Source organism: Calothrix sp. CCY 0018, from assembly GCF_963920925.1.
Taxonomy (GTDB): Bacteria; Cyanobacteriota; Cyanobacteriia; order Cyanobacteriales; family Nostocaceae; genus Rivularia.
Genome location: NZ_CAWUDI010000017.1, coordinates 91253 through 108241, shown reverse-complemented (window position 1 = coordinate 108241; position 16989 = coordinate 91253). Strand labels below are relative to the sequence as shown.

Genomic DNA, 16989 nt, shown 5'->3' with positions numbered 1-16989 from the left:
TTTAGAGACATTGCACTGCAACGTCTCTACAAGGTTTTTACTTATCCAAGAAGTTTAATTAAACCGGGATATTACCATTAAAATCAACTTTGACAATCATATCATTGAAGTCCATATCGCCACCATTAGCTAAATCTTCAAAGCCAAAGGTATTATCACCAAGTAAACGAATGTGGTCAACACTATCAGCATTAGCACCAATGTAAGGGAAGTAAACTGTGGGGTCATTGCTAGTGTTACTATCTTGAAGCTGATCTAAACTACCATTAACAATCATCATTGGTACTAAAATTGACCCAGCTGCAACTTCTGCTGTAAATGAAGCTGTACTTTGATTTTCAACTCCAAGTTTGATCGCATCACCATTAATATCTTTAACCAAATTTTGCAAAGCTTGGCTCAGATAATCAGCTTGAGAAGCAGTTTCGGGATTAAAGCTACCGATAATACCATCGGGGTTGTCAATTCTGTAGAAAACAACTTCGTTATCAAACGCAGCTTCCCGAAAAACTTGTGCTGTCATACTTACATTACCCGTCAATGCTCTCAAGTCGATTAATTCTGAAGTATTCCCACCCTGCAAATTAGTACCGTCTGGTGCGGGTTGATCGGTAATTTCCAAGTTCAATACTAAATCATTGAAATCGCGATCGCCACCACCAATTTCGTCTTCCCAAGCTAACTCAAATTTACCATTACCGATATCTGCAATTTTGACTTGAGCAAAATCATTACTAGCAAAGGTTGAACTTAAAACAACTCTGTCTGGAGAAGTTCTACCATCAACAACACTATCAGTAGTATTATTTGTTACTAGATAGAATACCAAACGTTCGCCGCTTTGATATCCTTCTAAGATGCGCGTTTTTTCTAATTCTGCATAACCATTTGGCTGATTATTAATGGCCGAAAAAATCGCTCTACCTTGTTTTAACCCTTCTTGAATATATTGTAAAGAATCGGGATTTATTCCATTAACAGCATTATTCTCGTCAACAGCAAATACACCTATTTCATTAATGTTAGCAGCATCCACACCGACTAGTGAGAACAAAAGATTTGCTTTTTCGTTTGTATCTCCAATTAAACTAAAAATACCTTGTTTAGTCTGTTCAATATCAAATTGAGGTAGAGGTTCATCTTGTAAATTAATAGTGATATTAGCCGTATCGCTTAAAGTAGTATTATCAGCAACTGTAACTAATAAATTAAAAAGAGGATTTGTTTCAAAATCTAAATCATCAGAGTCATTAACAATAATTTCACCGCTAGCATTAATACTAAAAGCACTATTCCCATCGCTATCAATATCTAGATTACCATCAGTAATACTATAGGTGAGGATATTCTCTTCATCGGAGTCATTAGCGCTAACCGTACCGATTAATGTTCCCTCAGCACTATTTTCTGCAACTGAGAAAGTTGCATCTTTAATAGTAAGTTGATTTGTTCCCGGATTGTTAGGAGCATTTTTATCGGTAATTACATTGGTTGGATTAAGTTGATTAGCAGCAACACCTTGGAGAATTGCTAATTGTCTACCAAGTGCGCTGAGAATAGTATCATTACCTTGCTGGTTAATTGAAAGGTCAGCAAAATTTTCAACACCTTCTAAATCAACTCTGATTGTATCTTCGATAAAATTAAAATCGGTAATGATACTCGGATTTTCTGGTAACTCAACATTTGCAATCCAAAATATATCTTTGCCAGAACCACCCGTAAAAGTATTACCACCGCGTCCAGCAAAAATTATATCATCACCAAGTCCACCATCAACTATATCGTTACGGTCGGGAAAAATTTTGTCATTTCCCTCACCCCCATCCAATTGATTATTTCCTTCACCATCAGAGTAGAGGTCATCGTCCCCCGCATCTCCAAATAATTGGTCGTTTTTGTAGCCAAATAACTCATCATCTCCGTCACCACCGCGCAGAATATTGTTTCCTTTCCCACTTACAGCATCGAGAAAATCATTACCTTCTAAGCCGAGTAATTCATCATTACTTTCTACAGTTATCAACTCATCATTGCCAGCAGTACCGTTAATAATTGCCATTATTTTGTTGATATTTTCAAATATATTTTTATTCCTCAATACAACTTAAATAAAACTAGTAATTCAACTCAAGTAAACTGTGATACATAAAAAAAGTAACTATAATTTAAACAGATACAATATAAAATTATGAATTTATAAGCTTATATCTAATTTTTTTAGGTTTTATCTATTCTTGATTTATTAATTAGCCAGACTTGATATTACGTACCATTAAAAAGTTAATTTTGGTTCAGAATCGATTAAGAATCAGTCATTTTATTAACTGATTACTAATCAAATCAAAATCAAATCAAAACTTATGCAACTAATGTCACCTCCAAGAGCAGAATTACTGGTGTTGTAAATACCATTATCACCCGCGATGGTGGTTCCATAGGTAGTTACTAAACCGTAATTTTCTAAGTTTTGTAGGTTAAGTCCGCTTCCCTTACCCTCGGTGTAAAAATCACTGAGACTATTGCCAGTAGCACCTTCCTGAATTTGTTTGTATATCGCAGCGACGCGAGCCATTTCCCAGCCCATGCCGTCGCCAATCATGATAATTGTATTCTTAGCCATTAAAGGTAAATTCCCTATCTAAAATTACGCCAGTGAAACCAAAATAAAAGCGATCGCTAGGTCTTCAGAAAATTTGGATGCGAAAAAATACTGAGCAGCATGAAATAGATTGTTTCATTTTTATATTAAGAGAGTATTAAATAAACTTTAAAAAAGAAATTATTTTATTAGCAAATTGATAGATTTGGATACTTTTTCTCTAGAAAATAGTTGTTTTAAAAACACTTTTGGCAAATAAAAAATAATCATTAATTATTAACAATCAAGCTCAAAGTTGATTATATGATTTGCTTTTTCGCATTCTTTATATTTTTTTATAAATACAGGTGGTTGGTGCGTGATACCACAAGCCTTATTACTACGTTCAGAATTTCTATAAGTGTCACAGCAACGGCAATAAAGCGGGAAGAAAATCTACACCGCTTTTTGCCTCCCCTACAAGAAAATATGCCGCCGTTGCTAAGTCCTAAAATAATCTAAAGACGTTGTATGCGGTCAAGGCGACTATTTAAGTACTGACGCAAAATTATTTATATAATTACTCGTGAGTTATATAAACCTTACTCCCTATTCCCTATTCCCTCCCCAGACGTGTGCGTAAGCGCAGCTTCGCGCCATGTAATTTGGCAAGAAGGAGTTAGTCCTTTTATGGTAGTCGAATTGCTTTCCCCCGGTACAGAACCAGAAGATTTAGGTCAAACTCTACGAGAAGTTAACAAGCCACCAACCAAGTGGGAAGTTTATGAACAGATTTTAAGAATACCTTATTATGTGGTGTTTGATAGATATACTAATACATTGCGAGTATTCCAATTAGTTGGTACTCGTTTCGAGGAAATGCCTTTATCTGACCAAAAATTGTGGTTAGATACAATTCAACGCCGGTTTAGGAGTTTGGCAAGGCTCCTATGAAGATATACAAGGTCTGTGGTTGCGCTGGTATGATGCTCAAGGAAATTGGATACCAACACCTACACAGAAAGCTGAAGAAACACAACAGCAGCTTGAAGAAGAACGTGCAAAAGCCGAACGTTTAGCCGCACGGTTGCGAGAGTTAGGAGTGAATCCAGAGGATTTATGATTTATGTAGAGACGTAGCATTGCTACGTCTCCACAATCCTGCGCTCAACGCAACTATCTATCAAATATCAAGCAAATACAACGCTGGTATTGATATCCAAACCAGTCACACCGTTGAGCATTGCTAATGTATTACCAGCAAAACCAACTTCGGTATTACCATCAACTACATTCAATTCTAAAGTTGATGCATCAATACCCAAGCCAGCACTACCAAAGATACCAATTACATCGGTACCCATTTCAAAGTCGAGAATGGTATTTGCAGCTTCGGGTAATTCTCCACTGACAATCCAGAACTGGTCGGCACCCATACCACCAGATAGGATATTATTACCACCAGATTGTACATAGAATTGGTCATCGCCTGCACCACCCAAAGCACGGTCATTCATTCCTAGGTAGAAGATATCATTACCTGCACCGCCGGACATTCGATTACCACCCATGCTGTCGGTAGCATCTAATTCGTCATTACCAACACCACCAAAAACACGGTTATCCTTACTGCTGATGAAAATGGTATCATCGCCGCTACCTGTGTTAATCCGGTTGCTACCTGCAATCGCAGAAGTTGCTAAAACATCTACTTCGTCGTTACCTACGCCCGTAAATACTGTATCATTGATACCGTCGAAACTACCGTTACGAGTCGCAATCAACGGACTACCATCAGTATTTCCAGAGACTAACTCTGTTTCTTGCAGTTCAGCCGCATCTTGGGGTGCAAGACCAAACAGTGTTTCGTACATAACATCGTAAATTTCTGTATTATCTACGGTGCTAGATAACTTATCCGCATTCATCCCGTAGGTTTTAGCAACAATGCTACCGGGGAAGTCGGGAGTTCCTACCCAAGCGACACCAAAGTTACCCATAGGACCGTCAATGCTATCCATTGCGGGGAATGCTTCCCAGGGATTTTCCGCGCTTGCTGTACTACCCTTTTGACCATCGAGGAAATTATTGATGTCTCTTTCAGTGGTAGGATTGACGTTAACAAAAGGTACTTCTGGTTGAGTATCTGCTAATTCTGGGTTGCTCGCATCAAAGTTACCACTAGGACGAGTATAAGGTGCAAATTGGTATACTTCCATACCACCCGCATCGCTGTCTGCTGCGGTTACTAACAGCGTGTTGGGGTTTTTGTTATCGATGTAGTCTATTGCCGTTCCAATCGCTGCATCCGCACGACGGATGGCTTCAATTGTACCAGGAGCATTGTTGCTATTACCGAAGTTATCGGTACCTTCTTCCTCAATTACTGCAAAGAAACCATCGGGGTCATTTTCGAGGATTTTCAAAGATGCATCAAGCATCTCTGCAACAGTGGGTGCTGTTGCTACGTACAAAGGTAAAGGGCTATCGGTGTTTAAACCTAATTCTTCTTCAGTCTGGGCATCGAAGGTAGCTTCAGCCGCGAAGACACCGAGCAGTTTTTCGGGGGGGGTGTCGCTATTAACTGCCTGATTCATCTCGTCTTCGGTATACACCACTGTATAACCCAAAGATTCAGCTAATTCAATCAAGTTGATACTTGGACGACGTTCAGGACTAGTTTCTTCTGCATCTAATTCCGCAGTGACATGGAAACCTGTAGTACCTTGCGGTAACATATACAGTTCACCGCCACCCATAATCACATTGGTACCAGAACGGATTACCTGCTCGATAATCTCTGCATACTTGTCTCTGGCACGGATATTGTCACCATCACGGTTAGTAGTTTCCGCAGCAAATGCAGCGGTTCCTGGTTCGGCCATTTGTCCTGATTGAATCAGGGCTGTGGCTTTTCCTGCCTCAATTGCTTCTTCTAATATGGTGTAACCAGTTTTACCAGAAGCGGGAGTGACACGAGAGTTATCTTCTTCCAAGCCAAAGGATTCATTAAATACCTTCACCCCGTTAGCGTGGGTAACAGCACCTGCGTTGGAAGTACCTGTTAACTGGTTTTCCATGTGTCCGAGGTACACACCTGCATTGGACATTTTATCCCAGTTGAGCCGCCCATCGGGACCTTGGTCAATGTTCCGCAGCGCCATGAAGTGCGAAGGACTGGTACCATCGGGATGAATAAAGATGACGTTCCCAGTATCTTTTGTGGCTTCTGGTGCTGGTGTAGGTGCGGGGTTGCGGGATTCAAGTTCGGTGTCGAATAAGGTTTCATACATCAACTCATACATCGCCGTGTTATCAACGGTCGAAGGGAGTTTATCTGCATTTAAACCTGCGGCTTTCGATACAATCGAACCAGGAAAATCTGGTGTACCAGCCCAACCGACACCGAAGTTAAATACATCACCATTCTCATCGGGAGCAGCGGTGAAAGGTAACGTATTTCTACCATCTACACCGTCAAGAGGAACTGGACGGGGTTCTGTGGTGGGGTTAGCATTGACTGTCCCTACAGGTTCTTCAGGATTAAGAGGGTCACGCACTTCCAAACCACCTGCATCGCTATCAGCAGCGGTTAATAGTAGTGTGTTGGGATATTTATTGATAAAATCAAGCGCTGTACCAATTGCTGCATCAGCCCGAATTACTCCTTCGAGAGTACCCGCAGCATTGTTGTTATTACCAAAGTTATCGCTTCCTTCTTCCTCGACAATGGCGATCGAACCATTATCAAAGTTGGGATGCTGTTCCATCAACTTCTGAGTAACTTCCAGCATCTCGGCGATGGTGGGAGCAGTTTCCAGATACAGTGGTAATCCCCGTTCCGCTAAAACTTCCTCGGGACGGTCGTTAAAGGTATGGATGGGAGCAAATACACCCAATACTTTGGTTGGTGGTATGGGAGTTTTTGCTGGGTCGAGCAGGTCGTTGAGTTGTTCTTCGGTGTAAACTACCGTGTAACCGTTGCTCTGAGCTAATTCAATCAGGTTTTCTGTCGGTCGTTGTAGTGGGTTACTACTCAGAGCATCATATTCAGCAGCAGTACCGTGGAAACCCTCAGTACCAACTGGTAGCATATTTAATTCACCACCACCCATGATGAAGTCAACACCAGACTCAATCACTTGCCTGGTAATTGCAACTGCTTGAGAACGAGGTACAACTCTTTGACCGTTATTATCTAACTCTTGGGTCTTAGCTACAAATGCAGCTGTACCTGGTTCAAATGTAGCGCCAGACTGAACCAAAGCAGTTACTTTCCCTGCTTCTATCGCTTCCTCAACGATGGTTTTTTCAGTACCAGATAGCGAGGTAATCGCGGAACCATCTTCTTCAAAACCAAAAGATTCTGCGTAAACTTTAGCACCAGTTGCGTGGGTAACTGCACCACCATTGGAAGTACCTCCAAGTTGGTCTTCCATGTGACCCAGGTATACACCAGCGTTACTTAATTTGTCCCAATTCAATCTGCCATCAGGACCTTCTTGAACAAATCGAGCGATCGCATAATGAGATGGACTAGTTCCATCTGGGTGAACGAAAATAACGTGATTACCAGTAGTCGAATTCGCCATATTTTTTGATGAATGCTTATTGGTTTTTGCTGATTAAAAAAGCAAGAAATATAACTCAGTGCAATTTATATTGCTATTTCTAAAGATACATAACAATTATTTATATATAGTTATTAAAAAGTTAAGAATCGGTTAATTCGAGTAACTCATACTTTTATTACACATAAGATAATTTTGATTATTTCTTCTTACTAAAGGAATAATTTTAAAACTAAAGATTATTATTTAGCTTATATATAAAAACTGAAATAATACACTATTTTTGTACGCTGACTACTTCGGCAGCAATCTATGAGGATTTAGTCGAAAGTAATATAGGCGTTCAAACCTGTCATCTAGTTAACCAAAAAATTAGATGTACTATGTATGGTGCGGAGAGTGTTTAATTTAACATATCTTTTTAAGATGGTCGTTCACTGACTCAATCACTGCTCGTTTGCATAACAGAATTTTTTCAATCAGTTTGACCGGAGGTCTTCGACCTTCCAGTCAGAAGGAAGGATGATTTTTCATCCGTCGAACTCACATTAATTGAGGGTTTAGTATCAAGAAAAAATAATCAATAAAGTATTTTTTGTAATTTTTGATTTATTTATAGAGGATAGAGATGAAACCACAGAGAAAGAAGAAACACACAAAAGTATGGCGAGCTTTTCAGCCTCTTCCAAACAACCTGAAGTTTCTTCTGTTTTTATTGGGGGGAAGTCCCCCTATGACCTAATAATCAAGCAAATACAACGCTGGTATTGATATCCAAACCAGTCACACCGTTGAGCATTGCTAATGTATTACCAGCAAAACCAACTTCGGTATTACCATCAACTACATTCAATTCTAAAGTTGATGCATCAATACCCAAGCCAGCACTACCCAAAATACCAATTACATCATTACCAACTTCAAAATCAACAATGGTATTCGCAGCTTCGGGTAATTCTCCACTGACAATCCAGAATTGGTCGGCACCCATACCACCAGATAGGATATTACCATCACCGGATTGTACATAGAATTGGTCATCACCTGCACCACCCAAAGCACGGTCATTCATACCAAGATAGAAGATATCATCACCCATACCACCAGAGATCCGATTACCACCCATGCCATCGGTAGCATCAAATTCGTCATTACCAGCACCACCGAAAACGCGGTTTTGATTGCCTACAAAAATTACATCATCACCGCTTCCAGCATTAACCCGATTGTTACTTCCACCAAAAGCTAAATCGATCTCATCGTTACCAGAACCAGCAAAGAGGCTGTTATTATTACCCTCGAAATTATCTCCAGCGACAAATAAATCTTCACCATCGCTACCCGCTACTAATTTAGATTCTTCAGGCTCCATCGCGCTTCTACCCAAACGAGGATCTAAATTAAGAGCTTTATCTAACTCTAGGAGGATGACTTCATTGTTATCGATACCCTCACTTCGTCCAGTAGAGAAAGGATAATTATTGTCGTTAGCAACTAAAATTGTGTTTTCGTCGATAACTAAAACGTCCTCGATGGTAACGAAGGGGAAATCAAAAGTGGTTTCACCGTCGTTATTGAGGTCGTTGGGGTCTTGAATATCTAATAAATCGACGACTTCTTCTTTTTGTACATAACCGTCTTGATCTATGTTGGAAATATCAACTTTGAAAATCTTCTTGAATTCAGCTTCCTCCCCTTGCTTGCCATCTCTTTCTATAACTAAAAATTCCGAATCGTTAATAGGAGTAAAGTCACCAATTGCATGACCGGGAACTGAAGTTTGATAGAAACCAACTAAGCCAGTGTACTGGCTGGTTGTGGCATCAAATTTGTAGATTCGTAAAGCATCTGAGGCATCTCCTTCAACCGCACCTTCTAATAAAGGATATAGCGTATTGCGATCGGGACTAAATGCCATTCCTTCAAATCCGCGAGATGAAGCAAGATTGGCAGGGACAATTTCTTGGTTAACCGCAATTCTGCCGCTTTCGGGGAAGTCGGTAAAGAAACCATCCACACCCAATTCAATTAACTGTTCAAATTCAGCTTCGGCAGTTTGCGGGGTTCCGTCGGGGTTTAAAGTTAAATAACGTTCTTCATTTCGCAAAGTGTAAGGATGAATTTGCATACCCGCATCATGCGCCCATTCTACATAAGGACGAACTTCTCCGGTGAGTTGGGTTGTGATTTGTGCATTTCCATCACCATCCCCATCCACGGGAGTGTCTAGGGCTTCGCGCAGTACAAAGCTATTTTTCCAAGGTCCCACACCTTCAGCATAAGTTTCACCGATATAATCAAAGATTTCCTTGGTGGCTAAATCTTGATAAGTCGTATCGGGAATACCATCACCAGTGACATCTTGACCAAAATCGGGAACTACACTCACAAAATCGCCGTAAACAGCTTCTGCGTCTGCTGCATCAAAATCAGGATTGCTGAAGTTGGCAACAATATCGTAAGGTACAGAAAAACCGCCACCGTTTTCGTTAATAGAATTATCCTCGACATCACCCAAAAGTTGTACCAAAGGTAAATCCAAACCAGCTTCGGGAAGTAGGTTATTTTGTAAATCAAGGAGATTGGCAACTTCAAAAGACTGAATAAAAATTCTGTCGGGATCGGTGAAACCAGTCTCTTGCAAAGTTTGAATTAACGGCTCTTCCAAAGATAAACCTTGTTCGTCAAAGAAAGTCGGGTGTTTTGTCTCTGGATAAATCCCTACTTTTTCCCCGGTTTCGGCTTCCACTTCTTGTACAAGTTCGATAACTTCTTGGAAAGTGGGAATTTCAAATTCACCGTTAAAAGATTGGTCGCGGAAAGCAAGGGGTTGTACTGCCCGCAGTTGCTTAATTTCGGCTATTGTAAAATCTTCAGCAAAATAAGCCGTAACTTCTTCGCCATCAAGGAGTTTTGTAGATTTACGTTCTTCCCCGAACACCTCAGCAACGTTAGTGGTATTATCTAAAATTGGTTCGTGACGCGCAATCAACACCCCATCTTTAGTAATGACTAAATCTGGTTCGACAAAATCAGCACCTTGAGTAATAGCGAGACGATATGCTTCCAAAGTGTGTTCGGGTAATTCTCCACTAGCACCACGGTGGGCTATAACCAGCGGCGCTTCTCCATCCAAGGTGTTGAAAAGTACATCGGGATTTTGTGGCGATCGCACTAATGGTTCATCGCTAGTTGGTAAATTCGGAGTTGCGATCGGTGCTTCAATCAACTTCCCCATAGAGTCAAAGTGAAGTAGAAACGGTCCAAACTCATCCCCAATCCAAATCGAACCGTCATCGGCAATTACAAAAGATTCAATATCGAAATCCGCACCAGTTAACAAACGTTGTGCAGAATCTTCGTTAACAATATCGAAAGGAATCAAATTATCTGGATCGGCAAGTTGAATAAATTGCTCAACTTCAACGGTTCCATCTCCTTGGTTTTCTTGCTTAAAATCGGGATTGACTTGATAAATCCGCAATAAATAATCAGCGCTATTATCTTTACTTCCAAAACCGTTATCCGATAAAAACCAGTAAGAGCCGTCATTATTCGGTGCAAACTGCACTCCACTAAAACCTTGTACCGGCTGCCCTTCAAAAGGTCCCATGCGTCCATTCGCAGAAATATCAGCACCTGCTGGGGAACCCTCTGCAAAGGTGTCGGCTGGTAACGATGCGAATCCTGTTAACTTAACGTCAGCCATTGAAGTGTATTTCCTTTTAATGATTTTCTACCGATTTAATAGCCACAAAACATAACCCTTATGTTTCCCTCACTTCTTGACAAAGGGACGATAAGAGATATATTTAAAAATCGCGCTTTTGAGAACGTCTGGATATTACGTAACTATTAAAGTGATTTTTTTTGCTACCAACCTTAGATTAGAAATTAAAGTTTAATATTGTGTTAATGACTGATAAAGCTTATGTTAATTAATTGATTTTAAAATATATTTTGCTAAAAAATAATTATATATGACCGAAAAAATTTTAGATTTTAGATACTTCGGCAAGCTCAGTACAAGTTTTGGATTTTGGATTGAATTACGAACGGCTTTCTTGCAAGAAGGTTTTAACTAGGTCATAAATCTTTTTTTGTGAATCCCGGCATCAGAGAAGCCCCTAAATTTATTTATGTGGACAATCTAAATATGTCCTCCGGACACGCTACGAAGACCGTAAATCTAAAATAAAAATTGATTGACATATAGACTATTAAATGCTATTAAGTTAGAAATTTGGTAATTATAAAGTCTCCATAATTTAGTGGACTAAACAAAGATGATGCGAATGTCAATATTCAAATCAGTAAAGCTGTTAATAATAACCTAAATATTTTCCTTGTTATCTCGGCAATTTTGGATTGGGTAAAATATAAAATAAAGTTTTTAAAATTTAAAACTCATATCGTTCCATTTGCCAAGAAGCAATATACAGAAATATCGCAATCAATAAAAGCGTAATTCCGATTGCAAACAAAGCCTGTATGGGAAAACTTCCAGCAGCAGTTTCAACAGCATAACGCTGCAACGCTGCAAAACTATAGGGTTCAATTTGCTTTAAATATTTATTTGCATTTAAACTACCTCCGGTAACATAAACGATAAGGGCGATCGCCGTAACAAAGCTAATCTTTTGAAAAAACGTTCCCAGCATTAAAGTTAATGCCAAAATGAACAGTAACAGCAAATAAATCATCAGTATGCTGCCAAGATAGTTGAATAAAAAATTAAGAGTTATTCCCAACATAGCTGCTGTAATACCTATAACTAATGCGGGGGCACCTAACACGATTACAGCAATAAAAACAGCATAAGCTGCAAATTTAGCTAAAACAAAAGCCGAACCTGATAAAGGCTTAGAACAAATCCATAGCAAGGTTTGGGTTAATTTTTCTTCGACTATCGCACCTTGACTAATTACAATAGTTCCAATCGACATTGGGAAAGTACCCAGCCACAAAAATAACGACAATAACGCAATGCCTTGATTTGCTGAGAATGATGAGCCACCAACTGTAATCAAAGAAATTGTTGGTGCTGCTGATAATCCCATCCAAAGAAATAATGGAGATATCCAGCGTTTATTTCCAAAGAAACGAACTAATTCTTTTCTAAATATGGGATAAAAACCGCGCAGCCAAGTATTAGCAGAGCTTCTAACGAGCATTTTTGTCTCCCTCTACTAAATTTACAAAAATATCTTCTAACTGGTAAGAAGTGCGTCCAAACTCAGTTACAACCGTTTCGCTATCTGATGTTACTAAACGTAAAAGTTCGTTTTCTGCTTGATTTGGATTAGTAACGTTAACGTGCAGCTTACTAGTTCTATTATTATTAATATCGGGAATTCCTGGTTCAATATGAATATTTTTAATCCAAGATATATTTTTTAATTTATCGCGTATAGTTAAACCGTCACCGCGTACTGTTAAATGAAATTGGCTGCGATTTCCTGCCAGCAATTCTTGAATGGAGCCTTGAGCAATTAATTTACCGTTGTTGAGAATAACTACCATATCGCTGACTCGTTGCACGTCATCAAGAATATGGGTTGAATAAAAAACGGTACTTCTGCCGCGAAAACTTTCGATAATCTGTAACATATCACGTCTTCCTAAAGGATCTAAAGCTGACGCTGGCTCATCGAGAATAATTAATTCTGGATCGTTAATGGCAGCTTGAGCAATACCGAGACGCTGACGCTCACCTCCAGAAAAACCCTTAACCGGACGGTTTGCTTTGCCATCTAAGCCTACAATATAGATAATCTCATCAATTCGACTTTCAATTTGGCTGTTAGAACCTTTGAAAAAGAAAGAAGCGACAAAACGTAGAGTTTCGCGAGCGGTTAAATATCCATAAAAACGCGGCTCTTGAGCTAAAAAACCAACTTTTTCCCGAATACTAACGCTATCATTTACAATATTTTTACCAAGAATAGTACCGTCTCCACTAGTTGGCTTTACCAATCCCAGTAATAGTTTGATTGTAGTACTTTTACCCGCTCCATTCGGGCCAAGAAAACCGCAAATTGAACCACGAGGTACGGCTAAATTTAACTTCTCAACAACTGACTTTTTACTGTAGCTTTTTGTTAAATTTGCCGTGGAAATAATTAAATCGGGTTGTGTTGACACAATTTTAGATGTTGAATTTTAGATTGTCTGTTTATCAACCGTTTGAGTATCAAAAATTATTATTAAACAAATCTTGAAACTATAACAGTACCTTAGTAGGTAATTTTTTAAATTTCTTCACAAAGCCTGAAAACTTTTAATTATCGCACTTTAGCTTGATTTTATAAAGGCGTTCAGCTTTGCTGCGGCTTTCGCTGTCTTATATTCTTGTCTTGCAAATAATTGTTTCTAAAATTAAACTTCTTAGATGAACGTGAGAAGATAGTATAGTCCTGAATGTTTGCAGTCTTCTGAAGAGGACTTTTGCTGTAAGAGGATGTCTGAAAAGTATTATGTTTTACTTCGGGCACCTCAGAAACCTAACCCCCCTGCCCCCCTTCCCTATGAGGGAATGGGGGTAATAAGCCTCTCTCCTTCTAGGAGAGAGGTTTGGAGAGAGGTTCCGAGTATAGATCCTCTAAGAAAGGGATTTGCAGTTATTGGCTAATTATTATGCATATTTATGATGTAATTATAGTTGGCGCTGGGCCTGTTGGATTAGCAATAGCCAATGGTTTGCGTCAGCGTGGGATAGAAAATATTCTAGTTTTAGATCAAACCAAAGCCTTTCGTCGGGTTGGACAACGTTTAGACGTTCTTACTAATGGATTAAAAGCTTTAAAATATTTAAGTACAACAGCCTACGAAGAAGTTAAACAAGCCGCAGGAATTAATACTCAGTCAAAAAATTCTCAACCTTCACCCAAATGGATTGTCAGAGATTTACAAGGAGAGCCAATACGTACCATTGCACTCGACTTTTACGAATGGTTTGAAAGCTATGGTGAAGGGAAATTAACCATAAGCTGGTTTGATTTACAAACAAGTTTAAGAAAATTAATTCCTCCTGAACTTGTAAAAGCCAACCATCGCTGTATTGATGTTGTCTACGAACCAGAAAATGAATGCGTTAGAGTCGATTGTCTTTCTGATGTGACGGTAGAAAATAATCCCTACGCACACTGGAATCCGGAAGCAGAAAATACTCAATCTGAATCTCAAAATATAGATATTAATACTGAAACAGCAGCGGAAAAATGTTTTCGGGCTAAGCTAGTTGTGGCGGCAGATGGGATAAATTCTACCGTTCGCAAGCTACTTTATAAAGATACCAGTTATGAAACTTTTTCTCGTCCCGAATATTCTGGATATGCAGCTATAATTTGCTCTAAAATCGCTGATGTTCCCGATGATATCCAAACAGAAATACAAGAAAAATTCCTCCAAAATTTACCAATAGTCACTATTTCTCAAGATGTAAATTTAACTAATTCTGCTTCCGAGCAACCACCGAGAATGATTTTATTAGCTGGAAAACCAGGTGAATTTATATATCTGATTCATATTTCTGTAAACTTAAATCAATTAGATGAAAATTCTCGAATCGAAGTAACATTAAAACAGTTAGAAAAGAATAATTTCCCTCACGCCATCAAAGAATTAGTACGGTTATCAAACCCGGAGAATATGCAACATCGTACTTACTATATTCACCGCGCCATTATTTCCGATTCCTTACCATTTCCCGACACCGCCAACCTGCATACCCAAGAGAATTCCGCCAATATACAACCACCTTGGCACTTCGGTAGAGTAGTATTAGTAGGTGATGCCGCCCACGGAATGCCTCCTTTCGCCGCTCAGGGAGTAAATCAAGGCTTGGAAGATGCATTAACTATTGTCGAACTGATTAATAAACTTGCCGTTTCAGATAAATTAAACGATGACAAAGCGATTCAAGAAGCATTTGAAAAATACGAAAATATACGCCGCCCATTAATGGAATACGTTCAAAAAGTTACAATGACAGGGCTTAGCTATTCCTCAAATCAAGAACAATTAGACGAGTATAATCAACAAATATTTGCTCGCGATTTTGAGCAAGTGGTGGAAGCTTTGCAGAATTAAATTAAGCCTAGTATTCCATCATCACGCTCATAGGAAATTGAAGCAAGGTTTTGATATAACCGCGCAATAATGGGGCTTTAGTTTCAACGCTAAGTTATTTAAAGTAGATTTAACAGACAAAACAAGCATCAAAGCATTCGTAAATGTCTTTGTATTTTTTCATATATTAAAAAGATTATTATTCAACTTATTCAATTTTACACTTCAAAATCTCTCGTAGAAAATCACTTAAAGCATTACTAAACAAATGTTTTTCTCTAGGTTCCAAACAGTTACTAATATACTGGTATGTAACCGCATGATGCAAAGCACATAATGGTTTTGCTAATTTCCAAGCTTCTAACACACGAGATTTTGATTCATAAATCGTCCATTGATTTAGATATTCGTTCTTCACAACTTTTACAGATGATAGAAAAGGTATATTGTTCCGACTAAAGTAAAATTGAAACATATCAAAAAAAGGATGAGCAATACAGCTATCAGTCCAATCAAATAAAAGGTAGTTATCGTTATACAACGCTACATTTCCTAAATGCAAATCACCATGAACTAATGTTTGAGGTATTTTATAATCAGCTAATTGACTGCATAAGTTTTTCAGATATGGAGCAAGTGTTTGTAGCTGGTTTATTTCAGCTTGTTTCAATTGCGATAGAGCATTTTTATCGTTGAATAAAGCATCGATTTGAGTTGCTAACTTTTCCAAACGTCTATCTAAACATCCGACATTCAACAAACGATCAATATGCTCAACCGATTTAATTTGTATTTGAGCGAGCAAAAGATAAACGTCTTTTTTGACTTTGACAGATGAACTTCTGCCAATAGGTTCTCCAAAGTCAGCTAATAACATCCAGTGACGCTGGGAATCAATACTGAGAACAGTTGGAATATGTTCGGGAAATAATTTTGATAATTCGGTTGTAACTACTGGTTCGTTACAAAAAAGCGGTAGTGTAGAAGCTTCCTTGAGATAAAGATTTCCGCGATTTGTAGCAACTCGCAATACACAAGAAATTGCCCAATTTTTTATGCATTCCACCGGAGAAAGCTGCTGATAGTTTAATTCCTGTAATTGCTCGTTAATCCATTGATTTGCAGAATCGAACCAACCCACTTTAGCCCAAGGCGATCGCACTTCTGGAATATCACCGCTTTCAATCTCCGTCAGATATTCTTCGATAACTAATTTATACTCTGGTAATTTCACAGATAACTTTCTTAACGTTTCTAAATCTATCCAAGAACCTTCTTTGAGTTTTGTAATAGAATCATTTTGCTCAAGTACATATACACTGTGAATTTCATGCTTTGATTTGTCGTAATAATTTTTAGTGCAATATAAAATATTTACCGAAATTCCAAGTTTTTGCTCTAATTCTTTGTTGATAATTGGAATATCATCGCATTCTAAATCATCATTTACACAAATATGAGGTAACGAACAACCACTTTTATTCCATAGCATCAAAACCTTAGCTTCAGTAGGATGAGGTAGAATCGCGTAGAGATGAGATTTCCATTTGCGATTAATAAATTTATTTAATAGTTGATTGAAGAATAGCTGTATGGTGGAAAAAGGCGATGTTTTACTTCGATGTGATTTTTGTGAGGCATTTTCACTCATACAAATTTAGCCTTTTAGAAAGATTGATTCGTTAAAGATGCTGAGTATATATTTTAGCGTTTTCGGAGATGTAATAAAGGTATTAAATTCTTGGCTAGAATCACTGATAATTGATC

The 16989-nt window shown here is 38.6% G+C and carries 7 protein-coding genes and 2 pseudogenes; 2 read left to right on the top strand and 7 right to left on the bottom strand.

Annotation, left to right across the window (positions count from 1 at the left end; all coding sequences use genetic code 11):
* Positions 1-58: 58 nt before the first annotated feature.
* Both ACM03V_RS14470 and ACM03V_RS14465 read right to left on the bottom strand, forming a co-directional pair.
* Positions 59-2062, bottom strand: a complete 2004-nt coding sequence (locus tag ACM03V_RS14470; RefSeq protein WP_414621490.1) for a DUF4114 domain-containing protein — start codon at positions 2060-2062, stop codon at positions 59-61.
* A 315-nt stretch (positions 2063-2377) separates the two neighbouring features.
* Positions 2378-2623, bottom strand: a pseudogene (locus ACM03V_RS14465) (alkaline phosphatase); the annotation flags it as partial.
* Positions 2624-3238: 615 nt separating this feature from the next.
* Here ACM03V_RS14465 and ACM03V_RS14460 point away from each other — a divergent pair.
* Positions 3239-3704, top strand: a pseudogene (locus ACM03V_RS14460) (Uma2 family endonuclease); the annotation flags it as partial.
* Between the two features lie 67 nt (positions 3705-3771).
* Here the strand turns inward: ACM03V_RS14460 and ACM03V_RS14455 are convergent.
* The 4 genes from ACM03V_RS14455 to ACM03V_RS14440 form a co-directional block, all read right to left on the bottom strand.
* Positions 3772-7173 (bottom strand): alkaline phosphatase, encoded by a 3402-nt coding sequence (locus tag ACM03V_RS14455; RefSeq protein ID WP_414621489.1) that lies wholly within the window; start codon positions 7171-7173, stop codon positions 3772-3774.
* A gap of 724 nt (positions 7174-7897) precedes the next feature.
* The gene (locus ACM03V_RS14450) at positions 7898-10882 is read right to left on the bottom strand and encodes an esterase-like activity of phytase family protein (protein ID WP_414621516.1); all 2985 of its coding nucleotides are present in this window, start codon (positions 10880-10882) and stop codon (positions 7898-7900) included.
* Positions 10883-11552: 670 nt separating this feature from the next.
* Positions 11553-12326, bottom strand: a complete 774-nt coding sequence (locus ACM03V_RS14445; RefSeq protein WP_414621488.1) for an ABC transporter permease — start codon at positions 12324-12326, stop codon at positions 11553-11555.
* Positions 12316-13296 (bottom strand): ABC transporter ATP-binding protein, encoded by a 981-nt coding sequence (locus tag ACM03V_RS14440; protein ID WP_414621487.1) that lies wholly within the window; start codon positions 13294-13296, stop codon positions 12316-12318. The genes ACM03V_RS14445 and ACM03V_RS14440 overlap by 11 nt, the downstream gene beginning before the upstream one ends.
* 492 nt (positions 13297-13788) lie before the next feature.
* Between ACM03V_RS14440 and ACM03V_RS14435 the strand changes: the two genes are divergently transcribed.
* On the top strand, positions 13789-15243 hold the full coding sequence (locus tag ACM03V_RS14435) for an FAD-dependent oxidoreductase (protein WP_414621486.1): 1455 nt from the start codon (positions 13789-13791) through the stop codon (positions 15241-15243).
* Between the two features lie 187 nt (positions 15244-15430).
* Here the strand turns inward: ACM03V_RS14435 and ACM03V_RS14430 are convergent, their stop codons facing one another.
* Positions 15431-16873, bottom strand: a complete 1443-nt coding sequence (locus ACM03V_RS14430) for a phosphotransferase family protein (RefSeq protein WP_414621485.1) — start codon at positions 16871-16873, stop codon at positions 15431-15433.
* Positions 16874-16989: the final 116 nt, after the last annotated feature.